17 protein-coding genes are annotated in these 19,809 nt (G+C 67.8%); 4 read left to right on the top strand and 13 right to left on the bottom strand.

The features are described from left to right. Positions 1–56 precede the first annotated feature (56 nt). A complete protein-coding gene (locus BrevBR_RS09105; protein ID WP_340000692.1) occupies positions 57–1,670 on the bottom strand; it encodes a serine hydrolase in 1,614 nt (537 codons plus the stop codon). 176 nt (positions 1,671–1,846) lie between these two features. Between BrevBR_RS09105 and clpB the strand changes: the two genes are divergently transcribed. The 4 genes from clpB to BrevBR_RS09085 all read left to right on the top strand — a co-directional run bounded on the left by clpB (position 1,847) and on the right by BrevBR_RS09085 (position 6,458). After that, positions 1,847–4,435 carry an ATP-dependent chaperone ClpB gene (clpB, locus tag BrevBR_RS09100; protein ID WP_340000691.1) on the top strand — a complete coding sequence of 863 codons (2,589 nt, stop codon included), beginning with the start codon at positions 1,847–1,849 and terminating at the stop codon, positions 4,433–4,435. 90 nt (positions 4,436–4,525) lie between these two features. After that, positions 4,526–5,056: a hypothetical protein gene (locus BrevBR_RS09095; RefSeq protein WP_340000690.1), complete on the top strand. Its 531-nt coding sequence runs from the start codon at positions 4,526–4,528 to the stop codon at positions 5,054–5,056. Then, the gene (locus tag BrevBR_RS09090) at positions 5,056–5,430 is read left to right on the top strand and encodes a hypothetical protein (RefSeq protein WP_340000689.1); all 375 of its coding nucleotides are present in this window, start codon (positions 5,056–5,058) and stop codon (positions 5,428–5,430) included. The genes BrevBR_RS09095 and BrevBR_RS09090 overlap by 1 nt, the downstream gene beginning before the upstream one ends. 200 nt (positions 5,431–5,630) lie before the next feature. Continuing rightward, positions 5,631–6,458 (top strand): rhomboid family intramembrane serine protease, encoded by an 828-nt coding sequence (locus BrevBR_RS09085; protein WP_340000688.1) that lies wholly within the window; start codon positions 5,631–5,633, stop codon positions 6,456–6,458. Positions 6,459–6,879: 421 nt separating this feature from the next. On the opposite strand, the gene pnp is transcribed toward BrevBR_RS09085, so the two are convergent. The 12 genes from pnp to rimP all read right to left on the bottom strand — a co-directional run bounded on the left by pnp (position 6,880) and on the right by rimP (position 19,759). Next, entirely contained in the window at positions 6,880–9,108 is a 2,229-nt protein-coding gene (pnp, locus tag BrevBR_RS09080; protein WP_340000687.1) for a polyribonucleotide nucleotidyltransferase, read from the bottom strand. A 245-nt stretch (positions 9,109–9,353) separates the two neighbouring features. Continuing rightward, complete coding sequence (gene rpsO / locus BrevBR_RS09075; RefSeq protein WP_332640574.1) at positions 9,354–9,623, bottom strand: 30S ribosomal protein S15; 270 nt, start codon at positions 9,621–9,623, stop codon at positions 9,354–9,356. 48 nt (positions 9,624–9,671) lie between these two features. After that, a complete protein-coding gene (truB, locus tag BrevBR_RS09070) occupies positions 9,672–10,604 on the bottom strand; it encodes a tRNA pseudouridine(55) synthase TruB (RefSeq protein ID WP_332640572.1) in 933 nt (310 codons plus the stop codon). Further along, entirely contained in the window at positions 10,604–11,098 is a 495-nt protein-coding gene (locus tag BrevBR_RS09065) for a hypothetical protein (RefSeq protein ID WP_332640571.1), read from the bottom strand. Before BrevBR_RS09065 ends, truB begins: the two co-directional genes overlap by 1 nt. Then, positions 11,098–11,562, bottom strand: a complete 465-nt coding sequence (gene rbfA, locus BrevBR_RS09060; protein WP_332640569.1) for a 30S ribosome-binding factor RbfA — start codon at positions 11,560–11,562, stop codon at positions 11,098–11,100. Before rbfA ends, BrevBR_RS09065 begins: the two co-directional genes overlap by 1 nt. Positions 11,563–11,671: 109 nt before the next feature. Then, a complete protein-coding gene (locus tag BrevBR_RS09055) occupies positions 11,672–12,382 on the bottom strand; it encodes a DUF2459 domain-containing protein (RefSeq protein ID WP_332640567.1) in 711 nt (236 codons plus the stop codon). Then, positions 12,379–13,047 (bottom strand): hypothetical protein, encoded by a 669-nt coding sequence (locus tag BrevBR_RS09050; RefSeq protein ID WP_340000686.1) that lies wholly within the window; start codon positions 13,045–13,047, stop codon positions 12,379–12,381. Before BrevBR_RS09050 ends, BrevBR_RS09055 begins: the two co-directional genes overlap by 4 nt. Before the next feature lie 39 nt (positions 13,048–13,086). Further along, the gene (locus BrevBR_RS09045) at positions 13,087–13,617 is read right to left on the bottom strand and encodes a hypothetical protein (protein WP_332640565.1); all 531 of its coding nucleotides are present in this window, start codon (positions 13,615–13,617) and stop codon (positions 13,087–13,089) included. 81 nt (positions 13,618–13,698) lie between these two features. Then, the gene (gene infB, locus BrevBR_RS09040) at positions 13,699–16,698 is read right to left on the bottom strand and encodes a translation initiation factor IF-2 (protein WP_340000685.1); all 3,000 of its coding nucleotides are present in this window, start codon (positions 16,696–16,698) and stop codon (positions 13,699–13,701) included. Positions 16,699–16,780: 82 nt separating this feature from the next. Continuing rightward, complete coding sequence (locus BrevBR_RS09035; protein ID WP_340000684.1) at positions 16,781–17,449, bottom strand: RNA-binding protein; 669 nt, start codon at positions 17,447–17,449, stop codon at positions 16,781–16,783. 18 nt (positions 17,450–17,467) lie between these two features. Further along, positions 17,468–19,213 carry a transcription termination factor NusA gene (gene nusA, locus BrevBR_RS09030; RefSeq protein WP_340000683.1) on the bottom strand — a complete coding sequence of 582 codons (1,746 nt, stop codon included), beginning with the start codon at positions 19,211–19,213 and terminating at the stop codon, positions 17,468–17,470. Between the two features lie 3 nt (positions 19,214–19,216). After that, a complete protein-coding gene (gene rimP, locus BrevBR_RS09025; RefSeq protein WP_332639385.1) occupies positions 19,217–19,759 on the bottom strand; it encodes a ribosome maturation factor RimP in 543 nt (180 codons plus the stop codon). Positions 19,760–19,809: the final 50 nt, after the last annotated feature.

The raw sequence follows: 19,809 nt of genomic DNA, 5'->3' as shown, positions 1-19,809 counted from the left end.
CGGGCGTGCGGGGGCAGAACGACGTACGCTGCCGTATGGTTCCCGCGGCGGCTGGCTCAGACCTTCGTCAGCCGCAGGTCCTGATAGTCGTACGAGAAGTCCGCGTCCGGACTGACCGCCTTCATCGTCGCCGAAACGGGCGCGCCGTTCTCGACCTTGAAGGTGATGAAGGCGTCCTCCTCGCGCCGGTCGGTGAACCGGGTCCTCAGGGTGTCGCCGTCATAGGGCTCCAGCGGTCCGTTCAGCGACGGGGTGCGGCTGAACGTCAGCCAGAGCACGACATCGCGGGCCTCGATGACGATGTCGCCATACCATGGATCGCGCCACGTCCCGCGATAGGCCCCCAGCGGCAGCGACGGCGGCGCGCCGGCCGCCTGTTTCGCGTCGATCTCCGCCGCCGCCTCGATCGATTTCGCATCGCCCTCGGTCTTCAGCCGCACGCTGTCGGCGACCCAGTCGAAGTCGGCCTTTCCCATGACGATGTCGGTGATGCCGCTGCGCAGCGCCCGCGTCAGGAAGCCTTCCTCGGCGTTGGTGAAATACGAGAAGCCGGCGTCTCGGCCCGGGATCAGCACCGTGCCCGAGATGAAGCCCGGCGCTCCGCCGCCATGGGTGATCATCCGCTCGCCGCGATAGTCCTGCACCTGCCAGCCCGTCGCATAGGTCGAGGCGATGGCCCGGTTCGGCAGCGCCGCCGTCGGCCCGGCCGAGCTGGAGATCAGGATGTTGGGCCGCCACATCTCGTTGGCGCGGGCTTCCGAATACAGCCGCGTGCCGTCCGGCAACCGGCCGCGCGCCAGCTGCACCGCGATCCATTTGGCCCAGTCGACCGGATTGGTCACGAAGCCGCCGGCCGCCCCCGCCGACGACCAGTTCCACACCTCCTGGATCGACCGGCCGATGGTCTGCATCTCGCCCTGATAGCGCAGCGGCGGCCCGATCCGGCCGTGCGGAAGCGCCGACTTCGCCGGATCCGCCGCCGTCATCAGCGGCAGGGTCTCGGTCATGCCCAGCCGGTCGAGGATCCGCGTCTGGACGAACTGTTCCCACGGCATGCCCGAGGCCGCCGCCACCACCTCCCCGGCGGCCACGAACATCAGGTTGCAGTAGTGGTAGGTGGTGCGGAAACTGTCCTCGATCGGCACATGCGGAATGGCCGCCATGATCTCGGCCCGCGTCCGGTCGCTGTTGGGCCAGAACAGCAGGTCCCCCGCCCCCAGGCCGAAGCCGATCCGGTGGCTGACCAGATCGCGCACCGTCACCATGTCGTTCAGCTCGGGCTTCGACAGGCTGAAGCCGGGCAGATAGGTCCGCACCGGCTCGTCCCATTTCACCTTCCCCTCGTCGATCAGCATGGCCAGGGCGGCGCAGGTCACCGCCTTGGTGTTGGAGGCGATGGCGAACAATGTGTGCTCGTCCACCGCCGCCCCGCCGATCGCCCGCACGCCGTAGCCCCGGGTCAGCACCGGCTGGCCGCCCCTGACCAGCGCCACCGACACGGCCGGCTGATCGGGAAAGGCCGCCATCGCCCGCTTCACAAAGGCGTCCACCTGATCCGCCAGCGCCGCGCTGTCGTTGGCGGGCGCCTGGGCCCAGCCCCGCGACGGCAGGGCGGCCGCTCCGGCCACGGACGAAACCAGCGCCGCGCGGCGGGTGAGACGGATGGACATGCGAAGGGCTCCGGACTGAATTCCGCCCGGACGCTAGCCCGCGCCCCGCCCCCGCGCCAGACCACCCGCCCCCCTTGTGTGGTCCGATCGCCACACCCAGATTTGTGCCATCTCAAGGCGTCGCTTCCTGAAAGGGCGTCGATGAGCGCACACTCCGCCTGATCAGGGGACACGCCGTGAATCTCGACCTCTACTCCGACCGCGCCAAACAGGCCGTCCAGTCCGCCCAGAGCCTCGCGCTGGCCCGCCGCCACCAGCAGTTCGCCCCCGAACACCTGCTCAAGGTCCTGCTGGAAGAGCGCGACGGCCTGGCCCGCAACCTGATCACCGCCGCCGGCGGCGACCCCGCCCGCGCCGAATCCGCGACCGAAACCGCCCTCAAGAAACGGCCGCAGGTCTCGGGCGGCTCGGGCCAGCTCTACCTCGACGGCGACACCGCCCGCGTCTTCTCCTCCGCCGAGGAGGCCTCGAGAAAGGCCGGCGACGCCTTCGTCACCACCGAACGCCTGCTCGGCGCCATCGCCCGCGAGGGCGGGGTCGCGGCCGAGGTGCTGAAATCCGTCGGCGCCACGCCCGAGAAACTCGACGCCGCCATCGCCGACATCCGCAAGGGCAAGACCGCCGACAGCGCCGCCGCCGAAGACGCCTACGACGCCCTCAAACGCTACGCCCGCGACCTGACCCTGGCCGCCCGCGACGGCAAGATCGACCCCGTCATCGGCCGCGACGAGGAGATCCGCCGCACCATCCAGGTCCTCGCCCGCCGCACCAAGAACAACCCCGTCCTGATCGGCGAGCCCGGCGTCGGCAAGACCGCCATCGTCGAGGGACTCGCATTGAGGATCGTCAACGGCGATGTGCCCGAGAGCCTGCGCGACAAGGTCGTCATGGCCCTCGACATGGGTTCCCTGATCGCCGGCGCCAAATACCGCGGCGAGTTCGAGGAGCGGCTGAAAGCCGTGCTGGCCGAGGTCACGGCGGCCGAGGGCGGCATCATCCTGTTCATCGACGAGATGCACACCCTGGTGGGCGCCGGAAAGGGCGACGGCGCCATGGACGCCTCCAACCTGCTGAAACCCGCCCTCGCCCGCGGCGAGCTGCACTGCGTCGGCGCCACCACGCTGGACGAATACCGCAAGCACGTCGAGAAGGACGCCGCCCTCGCCCGCCGCTTCCAGCCCGTCTTCGTGGAAGAGCCCAGCGTCGAGGACACCGTCTCCATCCTGCGCGGCATCAAGGAGAAGTATGAGGTCCACCACGGCGTCCGCATTTCCGACAGCGCCATCGTCGCCGCCGCCACCCTCAGCCACCGCTACATCACCGACCGCTTCCTGCCCGACAAGGCCATCGACCTGATCGACGAGGCCGCGTCGCGCGTGCGCATGGCCGTCGACTCCAAGCCCGAGGCGCTCGACGAGATCGACCGCCGCCTGGTCCAGCTGAAGATCGAGCGCGAGGCCCTGAAGAAGGAGGACGACAACGCGTCGCGCCTGCGCCTCGAAAAGCTCGAGGACGAGATCGCCGACCTCGAGGGCCAGTCCGACGACCTGACCGCCCGCTGGAAGTCCGAGAAGGAAAAGGTCGGCCAGGGCGCCCAGCTGCGCGAAACCCTCGACCGCCTGCGCGCCGAACTGGCCGCCGCCCAGCGCGCCGGCGACCTGGGCCGCGCCTCGGAGATCGCCTACGGCCAGATCCCCCAGATCGAGAAATCGCTCGCCGAGGCCGAGGCCAATGAGGCTGACAAGTCCGGCCCCCTGACCCCCGAGGTGGTCGACGCCGAACAGATCGCCCAGGTCGTCAGCCGCTGGACCGGCGTCCCGGTCGACAAGATGCTGGAGGGCGAGCGCGAAAAGCTGCTCAAGATGGAGGACGCCCTGTCCCGCCGCGTCGTCGGTCAGGACGAGGCCCTGGCCGCCGTCGCCGATGCGGTGCGCCGCGCCCGCGCCGGCCTGAACGACCCGAACCGCCCGCTGGGCAGCTTCCTCTTCCTCGGCCCCACCGGCGTCGGCAAGACCGAGCTGACCAAGGCCCTGGCCGAATTCCTGTTCGACGACGAGGCCGCCATCACCCGCATGGACATGTCGGAGTACATGGAGAAGCACAGCGTCTCCCGCCTGATCGGCGCCCCTCCCGGCTATGTCGGCTACGACGAGGGCGGCGCCCTGACCGAGGCCGTGCGCCGCCGCCCCTATCAGGTCGTCCTGTTCGACGAGGTCGAAAAGGCCCACCCCGACGTCTTCAACGTCCTGCTCCAGGTTCTGGACGACGGCCGCCTGACCGACGGCCAGGGCCGCGTCATCGACTTCAAGAACACCCTGATCATCATGACCAGCAATCTGGGTTCAGAAGCTTTGGCCGGTCAGGGCGAGGGCGACGACGTGGAGACCGTCCGCCCCTATGTCATGGAACAGGTCCGCGCCCATTTCCGCCCCGAGTTCCTGAACCGCATCGACGAGATCATCCTCTTCCGCCGCCTCGGCCGCGGCCAGATGGCGGGGATCGTCCGTATACAGCTTTCCCGCTTCGAGAAGCTGCTGGCCGACCGCCGCCTGACCCTATCCCTCGACGACAGCGCCTACGCCTGGCTGGCCGACAGGGGCTACGACCCGGTCTATGGCGCGCGGCCGCTGAAGCGGGTGATCCAGAAGGAACTGGTCGACCCGATCGCGCGAAAACTGCTGGCAGGCGAGATCGAGGACGGGTCTGTGATCGCCGTGTCAGCGGGCGATGGGGGGCTGGAGATCGGGAAGGCGCGGGTGCATTGAGAAGTCAGCGGTAAGACACGGTTGAATTCCATTCGCCCGCCTTGCTGCTTTACTTACGGTTGCCGAGGCGCGTAGCTTCGCTGCAACGACATGCAGATATTCAACTGGCCCTTCACCCCCGAGAATGCCGCTGCTGTAGCTGGCTGGGGTTTTTGGATCGGCCTACTCGGGCTGCTTGCGTCGGCAATCGGGTTTGCGGTGACCTTTGTGCAGCTCCGGCGCACCCGGACTGCGGCGCAAGAAGCGAAAAGAGCCTCAGAGGAGGCTCGGACCCGCGTTGCTAGCTACGATATGATATTCGAACTGTCCAAGGCTGCTTCCGCGTTGGAAAACACTCAATCCCATATACGTCGTGAAGATTGGGCGGAAGCTTTCCATTCCTACGCTGAAGCTAGAATCGCATTGGTGAAAATTTCTCAACTCCCCTCGAAACTAACCCAGACGACCAAAGATCAAATATCAGCTATCGCCGACCAAATAGAACGAACAGGTAAAAGAATGAGCCTGAATCACACTAAAGGCGTGGACAGGTCAGAACAAATGCGGGCTCTTCAGACCAACACAGATTATCAGGTCGCCTTGACCCGTATAAATGCGAGCTTAGATCGGGTAAATGGATAATGGCCGACACTGTTATTATTGGAAAATATCGTAAGCTTATAGAGTCTCTCTATAAGAAAACTGATTCCGGAAATCTTACTTGGGAACCGTCAGTTCTTTTTGGCGGATTCGAGACACGTGTCGGGGATAAGCTCGTTATATTTGATATGGTCCATACTGGCGCGTCCGTTCCAGACTACGAAATTAAGATCGCCAACGCCGAACTGAAGATCGTCGAATCATTCCGCGATACAGACCTCCACGACGAGGGTGCATCTGATGTTCTTGGATTTCCTACTTATTTCCGCTTGATGGAGGCCATGTACGGCTCGATCCAACGGAAGAATTCTGGTGTCGAAGCCATCCTTGACGACCTAATCGACAACCTCAGCTAGTCCCAGTAGCGGCACCACTCACCCCACCACGCGGGTACGGTGCAGCGCGGATGACCCTCGAACGCCCGCACCCACCGCCTTGTGCTGTGGGACTGGAAGCTGGCGTTGATCGAGACGGCCAATCCCGAATGGCGGGACCTCGCGGCAGACTGGTATTCCGTCAATGATCCCGACTGGAGCCCGTCCCCGGAGGAGGACTGATGCGCCCCCTGTCCAGCCGCCCCATCCTCCGCCACACTCCTTCCATGACCGACGACGCCGCGCCCGCCCCGTCCGCCCTGCAGCGCGCCTCGGACGGCCGGCTGGGCGCCGGGCTGTCGTTCTTCGATCCGCGCCTGTGGCGCGAGGCCGCCACCCTGCAGGCGGCGCCCGCCTATGCGGTGATCGGCGTCTGCATCGTCGGCTCCATCCTCGGCGTCCTGCACGCGATGCGCGGCGGCCCGCCTTGGGACTGGGGCCTGTCGGCGCAGGCCCTGGTCGAGGGACGCTGGTACGCCCTGATCTCTCACATGTTCGAGCACGCCGGCCACTGGCACCTGTTCCTGAACAGCACATTCCTCCTCGGCGTCACCCCCGTAGTCATGGCGCGGTTCGGCGTCGGGCCGGCCGGGTGGCTGCGTTTCGCCCTCCTGTTCCTCGTCTCCGGCCTGCTGGGCGCGGGCCTCTATCTGGCCCTGCATCTGGACAGCGCCGTGCCCATGGTCGGCGCTTCGGGCGCCATCTGCGGCGTCTGGGGCGCCGCCTCGCGGATCGAGCCCGAGGGCGAGATCGTCCCGATCCGCTCGGAACAGGTGTGGGCGCAGGTGAAGGCCTTTGCGAAGATGAACCTCATTCTGTTCGGCCTGCTCTTCGTCCTGGCCCGGATTGCCGGCGGCCCGGGCGGTCTGGCGTGGGAAGCCCACCTCGGCGGCTTCCTGTTCGGCCTGTTCGCCGTTCCGTGGCTGGCGCCGCGAGAGTTTCCCTCTCCCGGTGGGAGAGGGGGCTTGAGCGCACGAACGCGTAGCGGTCGTCCTTGCGCGAAAGGGTGAGGGGCGTCTGTTCAGATGCGGCTTCGCCGCTTCAACCGCCCGACCCTCATCCGGCGCTGCGCGCCACCTTCTCCCAACGGGAGAAGGGACAATGCCTGCAATTCGCCGCCAGCCAGACGACTTCGCGCGCCCAACCCTCTGATCCGTCGCGCGATCTCGCACGCACCAGCGTCATTTCCCCGCCGCAGGAACGGCCCGTGCGACACTCCTGCCCTGACCTTTACCCACGATCTTTGACAATCGAATCCCGCCAGCAACCAGCCGGACCATCCGGACCATCCGGACTGTGTTTTCGGCGCTCCACAGAGTCCGATGTGTCCGCAATGTCCCCTCATTTCCCCGCGGACTCCGGACTCTTCCGCGCAAGAAAAAGGCCCCGGCGTTTCCACCGGGGCCTCCTTCAGTTCAGCTCAGTCGCCGCTTAGCGACGGCTGCGGCCGCGATCACGATCGCCGCCGCCTTCACGCTTCGGACGGCCGCCGGTGTCGTCGGACAGCGGGGGCTCGCCGCGTTCGGCGCGCTCGGCGTTGATCTTGTCGGTGATGTCCTCGCCGGTTTCCTGATCGACGACCTTCATCGACAGCTTGGTCTTGCCGCGGTCGTCCATGCCCAGGAATTTGACCTTCACTTCCTGACCTTCGGTCAGGACGTCGGCCGGGTTGGCGACGCGTTCCAGGCTGATCTGCGACACGTGGACCAGACCGTCCTTGGCGCCGAAGAAGTTCACGAAGGCGCCGAAGTCGACGACCTTCACGACCTTGCCCGAATAGATCATGCCGGGCTCGGGCTCGGACACGATCGACGAGATCCAGTTCTTGGCCGCGTCGATCTTTTCCTGGTCCGAGGCGGCGATCTTCACCGTGCCGTCGTCCTCGATGTTGATCTTGGCGCCGGTCTTTTCGACGATCTCGCGGATGATCTTGCCGCCGGTGCCGATGATGTCGCGGATCTTGTCGGTCGGAACCTTGATCGACTCGATCTTGGGCGCGTACTCGCCCAGCTCGGTGCGGGCGCCGTCGATGGCCTTGTCCATCTCGTCGAGGATGTGCAGGCGGCCGGCCGAGGCCTGGGCGATCGCCTTGCGCATGATCTCTTCGGTGATGCCCGCGACCTTGATGTCCATCTGCAGCGAGGTGATGCCTTCGCGCGTGCCGGCCACCTTGAAGTCCATGTCGCCCAGGTGATCTTCATCGCCCAGGATGTCGGACAGGATGGCGAACTCGCCCGAGGGCTCGAGGATCAGGCCCATGGCGATGCCCGAGACGGGACGCTTCAGCGGCACGCCCGCATCCATCAGCGCCAGCGACGAACCACAGACCGTGGCCATCGAGGACGAACCGTTGGACTCGGTGATCTCCGACACCAGACGGATGGTGTAGGGGAACTCTTCCGAGCTCGGCAGCATCGGACGGATCGCCCGCCACGCCAGCTTGCCGTGACCGATTTCCCGACGGCCCGCGCCGCCCATCCGGCCGGTCTCGCCGACCGAATAGGGAGGGAAGTTGTAGTGGAGAAGGAATTTCTCCTTGTACGTCCCGCTGAGCGCGTCGACGTACTGCTCGTCCTCCCCGGTGCCCAGGGTGGCGACGACGATGGCCTGGGTTTCACCCCGGGTGAACAGGGCCGAGCCGTGGGTGCGCGGGAAGACGCCGACTTCCGAGACGATGTCGCGGACCTTGTCCAGGGCGCGGCCGTCGACGCGGTGGCCGTTGTCGATGATGTCGCGGCGCAGGACGTGGGCTTCGCATTCCTTGAAGGCGACGCCGAATTTGGCGGCGTCGACGCCGTCAGGGTTCTCGTCGGTCTTGACCAGGGCTTCGGCGGCCTTCTTCTTGGCCACGTCGACGCCCGAGCGGCGGTCGTACTTGCCCACGTGGGTGTAGGCGGCCTTGATGTCGTCGCCGACCAGCTTCTGGATCGAGGTCACGATTTCCGACACGTCGTCGGGCTGGAAGTCGAACGGCTCCTTGGCGGCGTGCTCGGCCATTTCGATGATGGCGTCGATCACCGGCTGCATGCCGCGGTGCGCGAACATCAGGGCGTTCAGCATGATCTCTTCCGACAGCTCCTTGGCTTCGGATTCGACCATCATCAGGGCGTCCTGGGTGCCGGCGACGACCAGGTCCAGCTGGCTCTCGGTCAGCTGGTCCAGGGTCGGGTTCAGCACATATTCGCCGTCGATATAGCCGACGCGCGCGGCGCCGATCGGGCCCATGAAGGGCACGCCCGAGATGGTCAGGGCGGCCGAGGCGGCGACCATGCCGACCACGTCCGGGTCGTTCTCCATGTCGTGCTGCAGCACGGTGATGACGACCTGGGTCTCGTTCTTGAAGCCCTTGACGAACAGCGGGCGGATCGGGCGGTCGATCAGGCGGGAGACCAGGGTCTCCTTCTCGGTCGGACGGCCTTCACGCTTGAAATAGCCGCCCGGGATCTTGCCGGCGGCGAAGGTCTTTTCCTGGTAGTTGACGGTCAGCGGGAAGAAATCCAGGCCCGGCTTGGGCGCGCGGCCGTAGACGACGGTGGCGAGGACGACGGTCTCGCCGTAGGTGGCCAGGACGGCGCCGTCGGCCTGACGGGCGATGCGGCCCGTTTCAAGCGTCAGCGGGCGGCCGGCCCAGTCGATCGTCTTGCGTTTGATATCGAACATGTTTCGTCTTTCGTATCCCGCGGGCGGATTCCGCGCGGGGTCCCATCAGTGGGTGGAGCGTCGGGCGTTCAGTCCTTCGGTCCATGGGCGTCCGCGCCATCGCGAACCGCCCGGGAAGAAGAGGACCGGTATGGCCCTCGCGTCATGCGCCCTGGGGTCCCGGGGCGCGCGGGTCGTTCTGGATGCGGAACGAGGCGCGGACATGGCCCGCGCCTCGAAAAACTCTTCCGCTCGTCCCCTTCGCCTTAGCGGCGCAGGTTCAGCTTGCCGATCAGGGCGGCGTAGCGCTCGCGATCGACCTTCGACAGGTGGTCAAGAAGGCGACGGCGCTGCGAGACCATCTTGAGCAGGCCGCGGCGCGAGTGGTTGTCCTTCTTGTGGGTCTTGAAGTGTTCGGTGAGGTTGGCGATGCGTTCCGAGAGGATCGCGACCTGGACCTCGGCCGAGCCGGTGTCGCCGGCGGAGCGGGCGTTATCGGCGATGACTTCGTTCTTGCGTTCGGCAGTAATCGACATCGGGTATCTCCATGTTGGAGCCCCTGCCGGTTCCCTGCTTGAGGGGCGTCAGGGGAGATTAAAAACGCGGTCGGGTTCAAGACGACCGGCCCGCAACTGACCGAGAGCGACGAGGGTCTGTCCGTGAAAGGCTGAAACGGTTCTGGAGCCATCCCGGAGGCGGCTTTTGAGCGTTTCGACCTGTCGGGGGAGCAGAACGATCGGTCGTCCCTGACGAAGCGAGAAGGCGTCCTGGTCCGTCACGGCCAGCTCCGGGATGTCGTCCAGGGCGGTCGCGACGGGAAGCAAGCCTTCCGAGGCGGCGTCCCTATGCACCAGATCGGTCAGGAAATCCAGCGTGACGGCGTTTTCCGTCGAGAACGGCCCGACCCGTTCGCGCCGCAGGGCCGAAACATGCCCCTCGGCGCCCAGCATGACCGCCAGATCGCGGGCCAGGGACCGCACATAGACGCCCTTGCCCGTCCGCATGGTGATCTCGACGTGGTCGGCGTCCGGGGCGCCGGTGACCGCCGCCTCATGGATGGTCACCCGGCGGCTGGCCAGTTCGAACTCGGCCCCGTCGCGGGCCAGGTCATAGGCGCGCTGGCCGTCGACCTTGATGGCGCTGAACTGCGGCGGAACCTGATCGATCTCGCCGACGAAGGCCGGCAGGGCGGCCCGCACCGCCTCCACGTCAGGCCGCACGTCCGACCGGGCCGTGATCTCGCCCTCGCGGTCGAGGCTGTCGGTCGTGACGCCCCAGTTGATGGTGAAGCGATAGACCTTCTGCGCCTCCATCATGAAGGGCACGGTCTTGGTCGCCTCGCCGAGCGCGATGGGCAGGATACCCGAGGCCAGCGGGTCCAGCGTCCCGGCGTGGCCGGCCTTCTGCGCGTCGAACAGGCGGCGAACCTTCGAGACCGCCTCGGTCGAGCCCATGCCGAACGGCTTGTCGAGACAGACCCAGCCGTTGACGACCGCGCCCTTCTTGCGGCGGCCCATCAGCGCCGGTCCAGTATCTGGACGCGAGCGCCCTCTGTCGCCGGACCAAGCCACAACCGGTCGCCCACGCGGCCCGGGGCCCAGTTTCGGCCGGCGGCCAAGGCCAGCAATCGATCACCGGTCCTCAGATCGGACATGCAGCCGGCTTCGATATTTTCGACCCGATAGGTCTGCTGGATCGACGGCGAAGGCGCCCGCCAGGCGTCCGGCGCGCGCTCGCCCGCCCCCCTCACCTTGCCAGCCTGGAATTCACAGTCCGGACTTCGATACCGAAGCCGGTCGCCCGTCAGCCAGACGTCCACCTGCCCCAGTCGGAAATGACCGCCCTCCACAAAGGGATCGCGGCCAGGCAAGACCGTCTGGTCTTCATAGGCTGGCGGCGTCGGATCGCCCTGGCATCCACCCCAGGGACAGCCGTCACCCGTGATCGGCGGCGGAATGAAACAGCCGCCCAGCAGAAGGCCTCCGGCGACAATAAAGGCTGGCGGCCGCATCAGGACTGACCGTCTTCGTCATCCTCGAACGGCGACACATAGACGTCGGCGCGCACCCGCGGGTCGTCCAGCAGGCGGTTCAGACGCTCAGCCGCGGCGAAGCTCTCGTCGTGGCGGAAGCGCAGGTCGGGGGTGAAGCGCATCTCGATATGCCGCCCCAGCGCGCCGCGCAGGAATTTCGCATGAGCGTTCAGCGCCTTGACGATTTCGTCGATATGGCCGGCGACCGGCGCCGTCTCGACGCCCGCGCCCAGCGGCTCCACGAAACAGGTGGCGTGCTTGAGGTCCGGCGACAGCCGCACCTCGGTGACGGTGACGGACACCCCGACCAGGGCCGGGTCGCGGATCTCGTTTTCCCGCATGACCTCGACCAGGGCGTGGCGGATCATTTCGGAGGCGCGCAGCTGGCGTTGGCTGACGGCGCCGGCCTTGGAGGCGGCCTTTTTGGGTTTGCGGTTGCTCATGCTCTGTCCTCGTCGCCTGTCGGGGATCGGACCCGGCCTGAAAAAGCGATGCCGCGTCGGGTCGGAAAGGCGGAGCCTTTCGAACGCGGCGAAATAATGAGCGCGGGGTCTAGTCCCGTGCGGCCCCGGTGTCCAATTGGGCGCGGTCGATCGTGGCCATGACCTCGGCGGACGTGATCGACCGCAGGGGCCGCACAGGCAGGCCCGCCGCGTTCAGAACCCCGGCGCTCCAGTGATTGCACAGGCGCCCGATCGAGAAATGCTCCCGGCTGGCGAAGAAGCGCGCGTCGTCGCCTGCGCGGGCTGCGGCGATCCGCGCATGGCCGTCGCTCAGCTCGAGCGACCCCTGGATGTGGTCCGCCATGGCCTCGAAGCCCGCCGCCGAAAGCCGGAAGGCGCGGCGGCTTTCCGGCGAAAAGGCCGTGCGCGGGTCGCGCTGGGCCGGGTCCAGCATGATGACCGAGGCGTTGCCCGGCTTGAAGAAGGCCCGCAGGCCGTCCGGCAGGCGGCTCTCCATCGGGCTCTGGTCGACGTAGAATTTGGCGTCGCCCCAACCGATCAGGATCCAGTCGCCGGGCGCCAGACCGCGCACGGCGTCCGCCAAGGGTCCTTGCCGCGCCTCGAGGGCTGCGCGCGGAACCGCCAGATCGGTGTGGAAGCCGTTGTCCAGCAGGTGAACCTCAACCCCGGCGTCGTCGGCGCGGGCGGGCCACAGGGCGGGATCGCCCGGCGCCGTCCATGTCCAGACCGCGGCGAGGGCCGCCGCGAGGGCGACGGCCGCAAAACGTTTGAGACCCCAGGATTGCCGACGGCGTTTCATCTCTTGTGGAAGCTCCAGGCGCCGCACACGGCGGCCGGGGGCGCATCAGGTCCGACGATCGTCCGGGCCCGGAACACCAGCATATCCACCCTGTCCCGCCGATGCAGCAGGGCGACCACGCCGGGAACGTCGCCGCCGCACGGGGCCGACGCCGCGACGGGGCGGCTGCGCGTGCCCGGCGCGATCCGGCGGAGCTCGATCTGCGCATCGGCCGGCGCGTCCCATCGTTCGGCGAAGGTCTGGCCCGCGACGAAGGCCTCCCGCCCGGAGGCGATGCGGAGCGGCCGGGTATGGAAGATCTCGCCCGTTTCGAACCGCAGGTCGGCCCCGACAAAGGTCACGGCGCCGACCGCGACGCGGGTCGCCTGGTCGGCCGGGCCGAACTCGCCGCTCAGGACGATGTCGCGCGGATCGGCCGCCACCCGCCGGGGATCCGTGGCGACCGCCGTCTTCAACCCCGTCAGGCCATCGGCCCGACCCGAGGGCAGTCTGGCCGCCCAGTCCGCCACCCGGGCGGCCGCCGGCGCCGCCTCGTCGCGCAGGGCGCGCCAGGCTTCGGTCGCCTGCCGGTTTTCGATGGCCAGCAGGAACAGCACCAGACACAGAAAGGCCAACGCCGCGGCGAGGCGCTTCAGTCCGGTCTGTCGAGAGGCGGCGGCTGGCATCGCCGCAACCTTAGCGAGGCTGTGTGGCGAGGTGAACGCCTATCGCGCGACAGGCGCGTTAGCGTCGTCCGCGGCTCCGCCGGCGGGCGGAAACGCCCACTCTCCGCGCCAGTCGTAGGACAGCTGGACGCAGTGGCGGTAGGTCCCATCCGACCATCGCCCGACCGCATGGACCGTCAGCGGCCGCGCCAGCCGCACCCGCCCCAGCACCATCCAGGCCTCGTCCGACCCCGGGCAGAGGGCCCGCCCCAGCGCCCGGCCACCGCCCTCGGGCGCGATGGAGTAGACCGCCGTCTCCGTCGATCCGGCGGGCAGAACCCGTCGCACCTGATCGGGCCCGCCGCGGCGGATGTCGGCCTGGCCCCGGTTCGAGGTGGAGATGATCCGGCGCACGCTGATCGCGCCGAACAGGCCGCGTTCGGCCTCCAGCGTGACGCCCCGCGTCAGGGCCTGGGTGACCCGGTCCGAGGCGTTGTAGGCGAGATAGCGCGTCTCCGCCGAGGCGGGACCGGCCCGGACAACCTGGGTAAGGACGGACAGGGTCAGGACGGCGATCAGTAAGCTGCGCATGCGGTTTGATCTCCGACAGGTAAGGCGAAAAGGCGGCGCTTGCGCACCGCCTTTCCATTGGTCTCATCGGTGCAGCGCGGACTAGTCCAGCGTGCGCTTGATCTCTTCGACCGTGAAGCACTCGATGTAATCGCCGGCCTTGATGTCCTGGAAGCCCTGGAAATGCATGCCGCACTCCTGGCCCGACGGGACCTCGTTGACCTCGTCCTTGAAGCGCTTGAGCGTCGTGAGGGTGCCCAGTTCCAGAACCACGACGTCGTCGCGGATGATGCGGACCTTGGCGCCCTTGCGGACCACGCCTTCGGACACCCGGCAACCGGCGATCTTCCCGGTCTTGGAGATGTCGAAGACCTGCAGCACGGCGGCGTTGCCCAGGAAGGTTTCCCGTTGCAGCGGCGCCAGCATGCCGGACAGCACGCCCTTCATGTCGTCCAGCAGGTCGTAGATGATCGAATAGTACCGGATCTCCACGCCTTCGCGCTCGGCCAGGTCGCGGGCCTGTTTCGAGGCGCGGACGTTGAAGCCCAGGATCGGCGCGCCGGCCGACTTGGCCAACTGGACGTCGCTCTCTGTGATGCCGCCGGCGCCGGACATGACGGTGCGCGCCCGGACCTCCTCGTTGCCCATCTTCTCGAGCGAGCCGACGATGGCTTCGGCCGAGCCCTGCACGTCGGCCTTGATGACCACCGGCAGTTCCGAGACCTTCTTGGACTGCAGCTTGGACATCATGTCGACCAGGCTGACCTGGTTGATGCCGCCGGTCGCCTTCTCGCGCTTGATGCGGGCGCGGTACTCGGTCAGCTCACGGGCGCGAGCCTCGTTCTCGACCACGGCGAACGGATCGCCGGGGCTCGGCGCCTCGTCCAGACCCAGGATCTCGACCGGCACGGACGGGCCGGCTTCGGTCAGCTGTTCATTGCGCTCGTTCAGCAGGGCGCGAACCTTGCCCCAGGCCGAACCGGCCACGACGATGTCGCCGCGCTTCAGCGTGCCGCGCTTGACCAGAACGGTGGCGACCGGACCGCGGCCCTTGTCCAGCTTGGCCTCGATGACCACGCCTTCCGACGAGCGTTCCGGATCGGCCTTCAGGTCCATGACCTCGGCCTGCAGCAGGATGGCGTCGATCAGACCGTTGAGATTGGTCCGCTCCTTGGCCGACACCTCGATGATCTGGGTGTCGCCGCCCAGGCTCTCGGCGATGACTTCGTACTGCAGCAGTTCGTTGACGACCTTCAGCGGATTGGCGTCCGGCTTGTCGACCTTGTTCACCGCCACGATGATCGGGGCGTTGGCGGCCTTGGCGTGCTGGATGGCCTCGATGGTCTGGGGCATGACGCCGTCGTCGGCGGCCACCACCAGAACCACGATGTCGGTCACATTGGCGCCGCGCGCCCGCATCGCCGAGAAGGCGGCGTGACCCGGGGTGTCCAGGAAGGTGACGCGGTCGCCGCTTTCCAGGCGCACCTGATAGGCGCCGATGTGCTGGGTGATGCCGCCGGCCTCTCCCGAGGCGACATCGGTCGTCCGCAGCGCGTCCAGCAGGCTGGTCTTGCCGTGGTCGACGTGGCCCATGATGGCCACGACCGGCGCGCGCGGCGTGGTCGCCTCGTCGTCGATCGCATCGGACAGGAAGCCCGTCTCGACGTCGGACTCGGACACCCGCTTGACGGTCATGCCGTATTCGTCGGCCACCAGTTCGGCGGTGTCGGTGTCGATGACGTCGTTGATCTTCATCATCAGACCCTGACGCATCAGGAACTTCACGATGTCGACGCCGCGCACGGCCATCCGGTTGGCCAGATCGCCCACGGTGATGACGTCAGGAATGACGACCTCGCGCGGACGGTTCGGCGCATCGGTGGATCCGCCCTTGCGCTTTTCCTTCTCGCGTTCGCGGGCGCGGCGGACCGAGGCCAGCGAGCGCATCCGCTCTGCGGTGTCGCCGTCGCCGGCGACCGACTGGATGGTCAGACGGCCTTCGCGGCGCTTGGGTTCGCCGCGGGTGCGGCTGACGGCCTTGCCCGCATCGGAGAAACGCTTGTCGCGGTCGTCTTCGGGCTTCAGCGGGCGGGCGAAGCCGCCGCCGGGCGCGCGGCTGGGACGGGCCACTTCCGGTGCGACCGGAGGCGCGTTGGGAGCGGCACGGCCGCCCGGGCCGGTGCGCGGACCCGGACGGGCGGCGCCGGGGGCCGGACGCGGGGTCAGCGCCGAATAGCGGACCGGCTCGGCCGGGCGGCCGCCGGTGGGACGGGCAGGCGCCGGACGATCCGAATAGGCGCGTTCACCGCCGCCCATGGCCTCTTCACGGGCCGAACGGCCGCCGAAGGCGGGACCGGCGGGCGCGCGCGAGGGGTTGGGAGCCTTCGGCACCCGCTGGCCGAAATTGACCACCGGGCGCGCAGGCGGAGCCGGACGCGCCGGAGCAGCCGGAGCCGGGGTCGGTGCGGCAGCCTCGACCGGAGCCGGGGTCGGCGCGGCGGGCGCGGCCGGAGCGGGCGTCAGAGCAGCCGGAGCCCGCTTGGCCGGGGCGGCAGGCGCGGCGGCCGTCAGCTTGGCGGCCTCGGCGCGGGCGGCCTCGGCGGCGGCGCGGGCGGCGGCGGCTTCGGCCTGGGCGGCGCTGGCGGCCTGGGCGGTGGCGGCGGCCTGCTCATGCGCGGCCTGGTCGCGGCGCGCCTGTTCGGCGGCGGCGGCCTGGGCGCGCTCGGCCTGGGCCTTGGTGGCCAGTTCGATGGCGCGGCGGCGGGCTTCCTGTTCCTCGTTGGACAGGCGGCCGCCGGCGGGACCGGCGGGCGCAGCCGGACGCGGCGCCTGGGGCGCGGGCGCGTCAGTGCGCGGACGGGCGGCGACGTCGAAACCCTGCGGGCGCTGATGGCCCGGCCCGACGCCGGCGCGGGGGCGTTTGGTCTCGACCACCACGGTCTTGGTGCGGCCGTGGCTGAAGCTCTGGCGCACGGTGCCGGTCGAAACCGATCCCGCCTGCCGGGGCTTCAGGCTCAAGGGCGCACGAGGTCCCGTCGTGGACGGAGTCCCGGTCGGGGCCTGCGGCGCGCCGTCGTTGGTCTTGTCGTTCTCGTCAGTCATCCGGTCGCTTTACTCGGGACAGCGGGAGATCCGCCGTCGTCTCGTTCAAACACAAAAAGCCGCGCGTCGCCCCGCTCCCAAATCAGGGAGCAGAACCCCGCCCGTCCAAAACCTTGTTCGGCATCCCAGCCGCTTCGTCGCCCCACTGCGGAGGCGTCAACGGTCGAAATCCCGCCAGTCGTTCGACCTCTATGGTCCAGCGATCGGCCCGCCCGCCCTCAAGCAGGACGGCGTGTATCGCATTTTCCAGCCCAAGGGCCAAACTCAAATCGTCCGCCGTGAACACGCCGCAGACTTTCGGGCGCGGCGTGATGTGTTGCGCCAGCGAAAGCAGCTTGCCGCGGCCGTCGGCGGAGCCATCCGCCGCCTCGATGATCCACGCGGCCTTGCCCGACCGCACATTGGCCAGGGACTTTTCGAAACCCGAGATAAGCACGCCTTCGCGCCGGGCAAGCCCCAACTGGTCCAGACATCGCCGGATCAGCAGGTTTTCGACCATGTCCGCCAGGTCGACAGCCGGCTTCATCGGCGCCCTGGCGGCCCGCGAGAACAGGTTCTTCTTCACCGCCGTCTCGATCGAGGCGCGGTCGGCTGCGACCCAGAGGCCGCGTCCCGGCAACTTGCGCGCCAGGTCGGGGGCCACCGAACCGTCCGGAGCGGCGACGAAGCGGATCAGACGAGATTCGTCCATGACCTCGTGGGTGACGAGGTCGCGGCGTTCCCTATCGATCGTCGCTTCGCGCAGACTCATGAACGATCCGGTCTCCCATCACGCGTCGGGGGTTTGTTCGGGGTCCCCGGCGAGGACCTCCGCGTCGTCGGCAGTCTCGGCCTCGTCGCCTTCCGGCGCGGCGGCGAAGACGGCGTCGGCGTCGTATTCACCCTCGGCCAGCTCTTCCTCGTATTCCGGCTCGGGCGGCTGCGGCAGTTCCGAGGCGTCGATCCAGCCGGCGGCGACGCGCGCCTGCAGGATCAGCATCTCGGCCTCTTCCTGGGCCAGGTTGAAGCTTTCCAGCACGCCCGGGACCTTGACCCGTTCGCCGTTCTTCACTTCGTAGCCGCCGCGGATTTCGTCCGTGGCCAGATCGGCCAGATCCTCGACGGTCTTCACCCCGCCTTCGCCCAGGGCGACGGCGATGGCGCCGGTCACGCCCGGAACGGCCATGACGCCGTCCTCGACGCCCAGCTCGACGCGTTTCGCATCCAGAATGGCGGCCTGACGGTCGAGGAAGTCGCGGGCGCGGGCCTGCAGTTCCTCGGCGGTCTCCTCGTCGAAGCCTTCGATGTCCGAGATTTCATACGGCTCGACAAAGGCCAGATCCTCGACCGTGGCGAAGCCTTCGGTGACCAGCAGCTGGGCGATGACCTCGTCCACGTCCAGGGCCTCCTGGAACAGGGTAGTGCGCTCGGCGAACTCGCGCTGGCGACGCTCGGAGTCCTGGCTCTCGGTGATGATGTCGATCTGCCAGCCGGTCAGCTGCGAGGCGAGACGGACGTTCTGGCCGCGGCGGCCGATGGCCAGCGACAGCTGCTCGTCCGGCACCACCACCTCGACGCGGTCGGCCTCTTCGTCGAGGACCACCTTGGACACTTCGGCGGGGGCCAGGGCGTTGACGATGAACGTCGGCTCGTCGTTGTTCCACTGGATGATGTCGATCTTCTCGCCCTGCAGTTCGGCGACGACAGCCTGAACCCGCGAGCCGCGCATGCCGACGCAGGCGCCGACCGGATCGATCGAGGAGTCGTTCGACAGCACGGCCATCTTGGCGCGCGAGCCGGCGTCGCGGGCGGCGGCGCGGATCTCGATCACGCCGTCGTAGACCTCGGGCACTTCCTGGGCGAACAGCTTGGCCATGAAGCCGGGGTGCGAGCGCGACAGCATGACCTGCGGGCCCTTGGCCTCGGCGCGGACGTCATAGATGTAGGTGCGGATCCGGTCGCCGATGTTGAACACCTCGCGCGGGATCGAGTCGTTGCGGCGCATGATGCCCTCGCCCCGGCCCAGATCGACGACGGTGTTGCCGTATTCGACGCGCTTGACGGTGCCGTTGACGATCTCGCCGACGCGGTCCTTGAACTCTTCGTACTGGTTGGCGCGCTCGGCCTCTCGGACCTTTCCGGTCACGACCTGGCGGGCCATCTGGGTCTGGACGCGGCCGAACTCGAACGGAGGCAGGGTCTCGACATATTCCTTGCCGACGAAGGCCTCCGGATCGCGCTTGGAGGCGTCGGTCAGGCGGACCATGGCCGAGTCATTGAACTCTTCCAGCTCGTCTTCCGGCTGCCAGTCGTCGGCCACGACGGTGACGTGGCGCGTCAGGGCCAGTTCGCCCGACTTGATGTCGATCCTGGCGCGGATGTCGTGATGGGCGCCGTAACGGGACTTGGCGCCCTTCTGGATCGCCTCCTCGATCGCCTCGACGACGATCTCCTTGTCGATGTTCTTCTCGCGCGCGACCGCGTCAGCGATCTGCAGCAGTTCGAGTCGGTTCGCGGAAACGCCGGCGACAGCCATGGTCTAGTCCTCGGTCTCAGAAGAGTTGTCGTTACGGGCGGCGCGCTTCTCGGCGCCCGCCTTCATCAGTTCGTCGGTCAGCACCAGTTTGGCGTCGACCAGCCATTCGAAGGGAATGAGGGCGGTGTCCTCCTCCCCTTCCAGATCGATGGCGATGTTCTCGCCGTCCGTGCCGGCGATCACGCCCTTGAAGCGCTTGCGGCCCTCGATCATGCGATCGGTTTCCAGCCGCGCCTCATAGCCCTCGAACAGGTCGAAATCCGACTGGCGGGTCAGGGGGCGGTCGACGCCCGGCGACGACACTTCCAGCAGATATTCGCCGTTGATCGGGTCGGCTGCGTCGAACACCTCCGACACGGCGCGGCTCAGGCGGGCGCATTCCTCGACGGCGATGTCGTGGTCGCTCGGACGTTCGGCCATGATCTGCAGCCGCCGGCGCAGGGTGCCGCCCATCAGCCGCACGCGCACAACGTCGAGGCCCAGGCTCTCGGCCACGGGTTCGATGAGCTCCAGCAGAGCGCGGTCTTCGGCGGTCTTGGCCTTCAAAGGCTTTGGTCCAAACAAAAAGCGGCGGGCCATCCGGGCCGCCGCTTCAA

Source organism: Brevundimonas sp. BR2-1, from assembly GCF_037626195.1.
Taxonomy (GTDB): Bacteria; Pseudomonadota; Alphaproteobacteria; order Caulobacterales; family Caulobacteraceae; genus Brevundimonas.
The sequence above is the reverse complement of the archived record's forward strand: the minus strand, read 5'-3'. Positions and strand labels throughout refer to the sequence as shown.

Excerpts from the sequence above, each read along its gene's own strand:
- BrevBR_RS09050 (WP_340000686.1), bottom strand. The coding sequence starts at position 13,047 with ATGCCAGCCGCCGCCTCTCGACAGACCGGACTGAAGCGCCTCGCCGCG.
- BrevBR_RS09065 (WP_332640571.1), bottom strand. The coding sequence starts at position 11,098 with ATGCGGCCGCCAGCCTTTATTGTCGCCGGAGGCCTTCTGCTGGGCGGC.
- BrevBR_RS09095 (WP_340000690.1), top strand. The coding sequence starts at position 4,526 with ATGCAGATATTCAACTGGCCCTTCACCCCCGAGAATGCCGCTGCTGTA.
- pnp (WP_340000687.1), bottom strand. The coding sequence starts at position 9,108 with ATGTTCGATATCAAACGCAAGACGATCGACTGGGCCGGCCGCCCGCTG.
- BrevBR_RS09085 (WP_340000688.1), top strand. The coding sequence starts at position 5,631 with ATGCGCCCCCTGTCCAGCCGCCCCATCCTCCGCCACACTCCTTCCATG.
- rbfA (WP_332640569.1), bottom strand. The coding sequence starts at position 11,562 with ATGAGCAACCGCAAACCCAAAAAGGCCGCCTCCAAGGCCGGCGCCGTC.
- truB (WP_332640572.1), bottom strand. The coding sequence starts at position 10,604 with ATGGGCCGCCGCAAGAAGGGCGCGGTCGTCAACGGCTGGGTCTGTCTC.
- BrevBR_RS09045 (WP_332640565.1), bottom strand. The coding sequence starts at position 13,617 with ATGCGCAGCTTACTGATCGCCGTCCTGACCCTGTCCGTCCTTACCCAG.
- BrevBR_RS09035 (WP_340000684.1), bottom strand. The coding sequence starts at position 17,449 with ATGAGTCTGCGCGAAGCGACGATCGATAGGGAACGCCGCGACCTCGTC.
- nusA (WP_340000683.1), bottom strand. The coding sequence starts at position 19,213 with ATGGCTGTCGCCGGCGTTTCCGCGAACCGACTCGAACTGCTGCAGATC.
- infB (WP_340000685.1), bottom strand. The coding sequence starts at position 16,698 with ATGACTGACGAGAACGACAAGACCAACGACGGCGCGCCGCAGGCCCCG.
- BrevBR_RS09055 (WP_332640567.1), bottom strand. The coding sequence starts at position 12,382 with ATGAAACGCCGTCGGCAATCCTGGGGTCTCAAACGTTTTGCGGCCGTC.
- BrevBR_RS09105 (WP_340000692.1), bottom strand. The coding sequence starts at position 1,670 with ATGTCCATCCGTCTCACCCGCCGCGCGGCGCTGGTTTCGTCCGTGGCC.
- BrevBR_RS09090 (WP_340000689.1), top strand. The coding sequence starts at position 5,056 with ATGGCCGACACTGTTATTATTGGAAAATATCGTAAGCTTATAGAGTCT.
- rpsO (WP_332640574.1), bottom strand. The coding sequence starts at position 9,623 with ATGTCGATTACTGCCGAACGCAAGAACGAAGTCATCGCCGATAACGCC.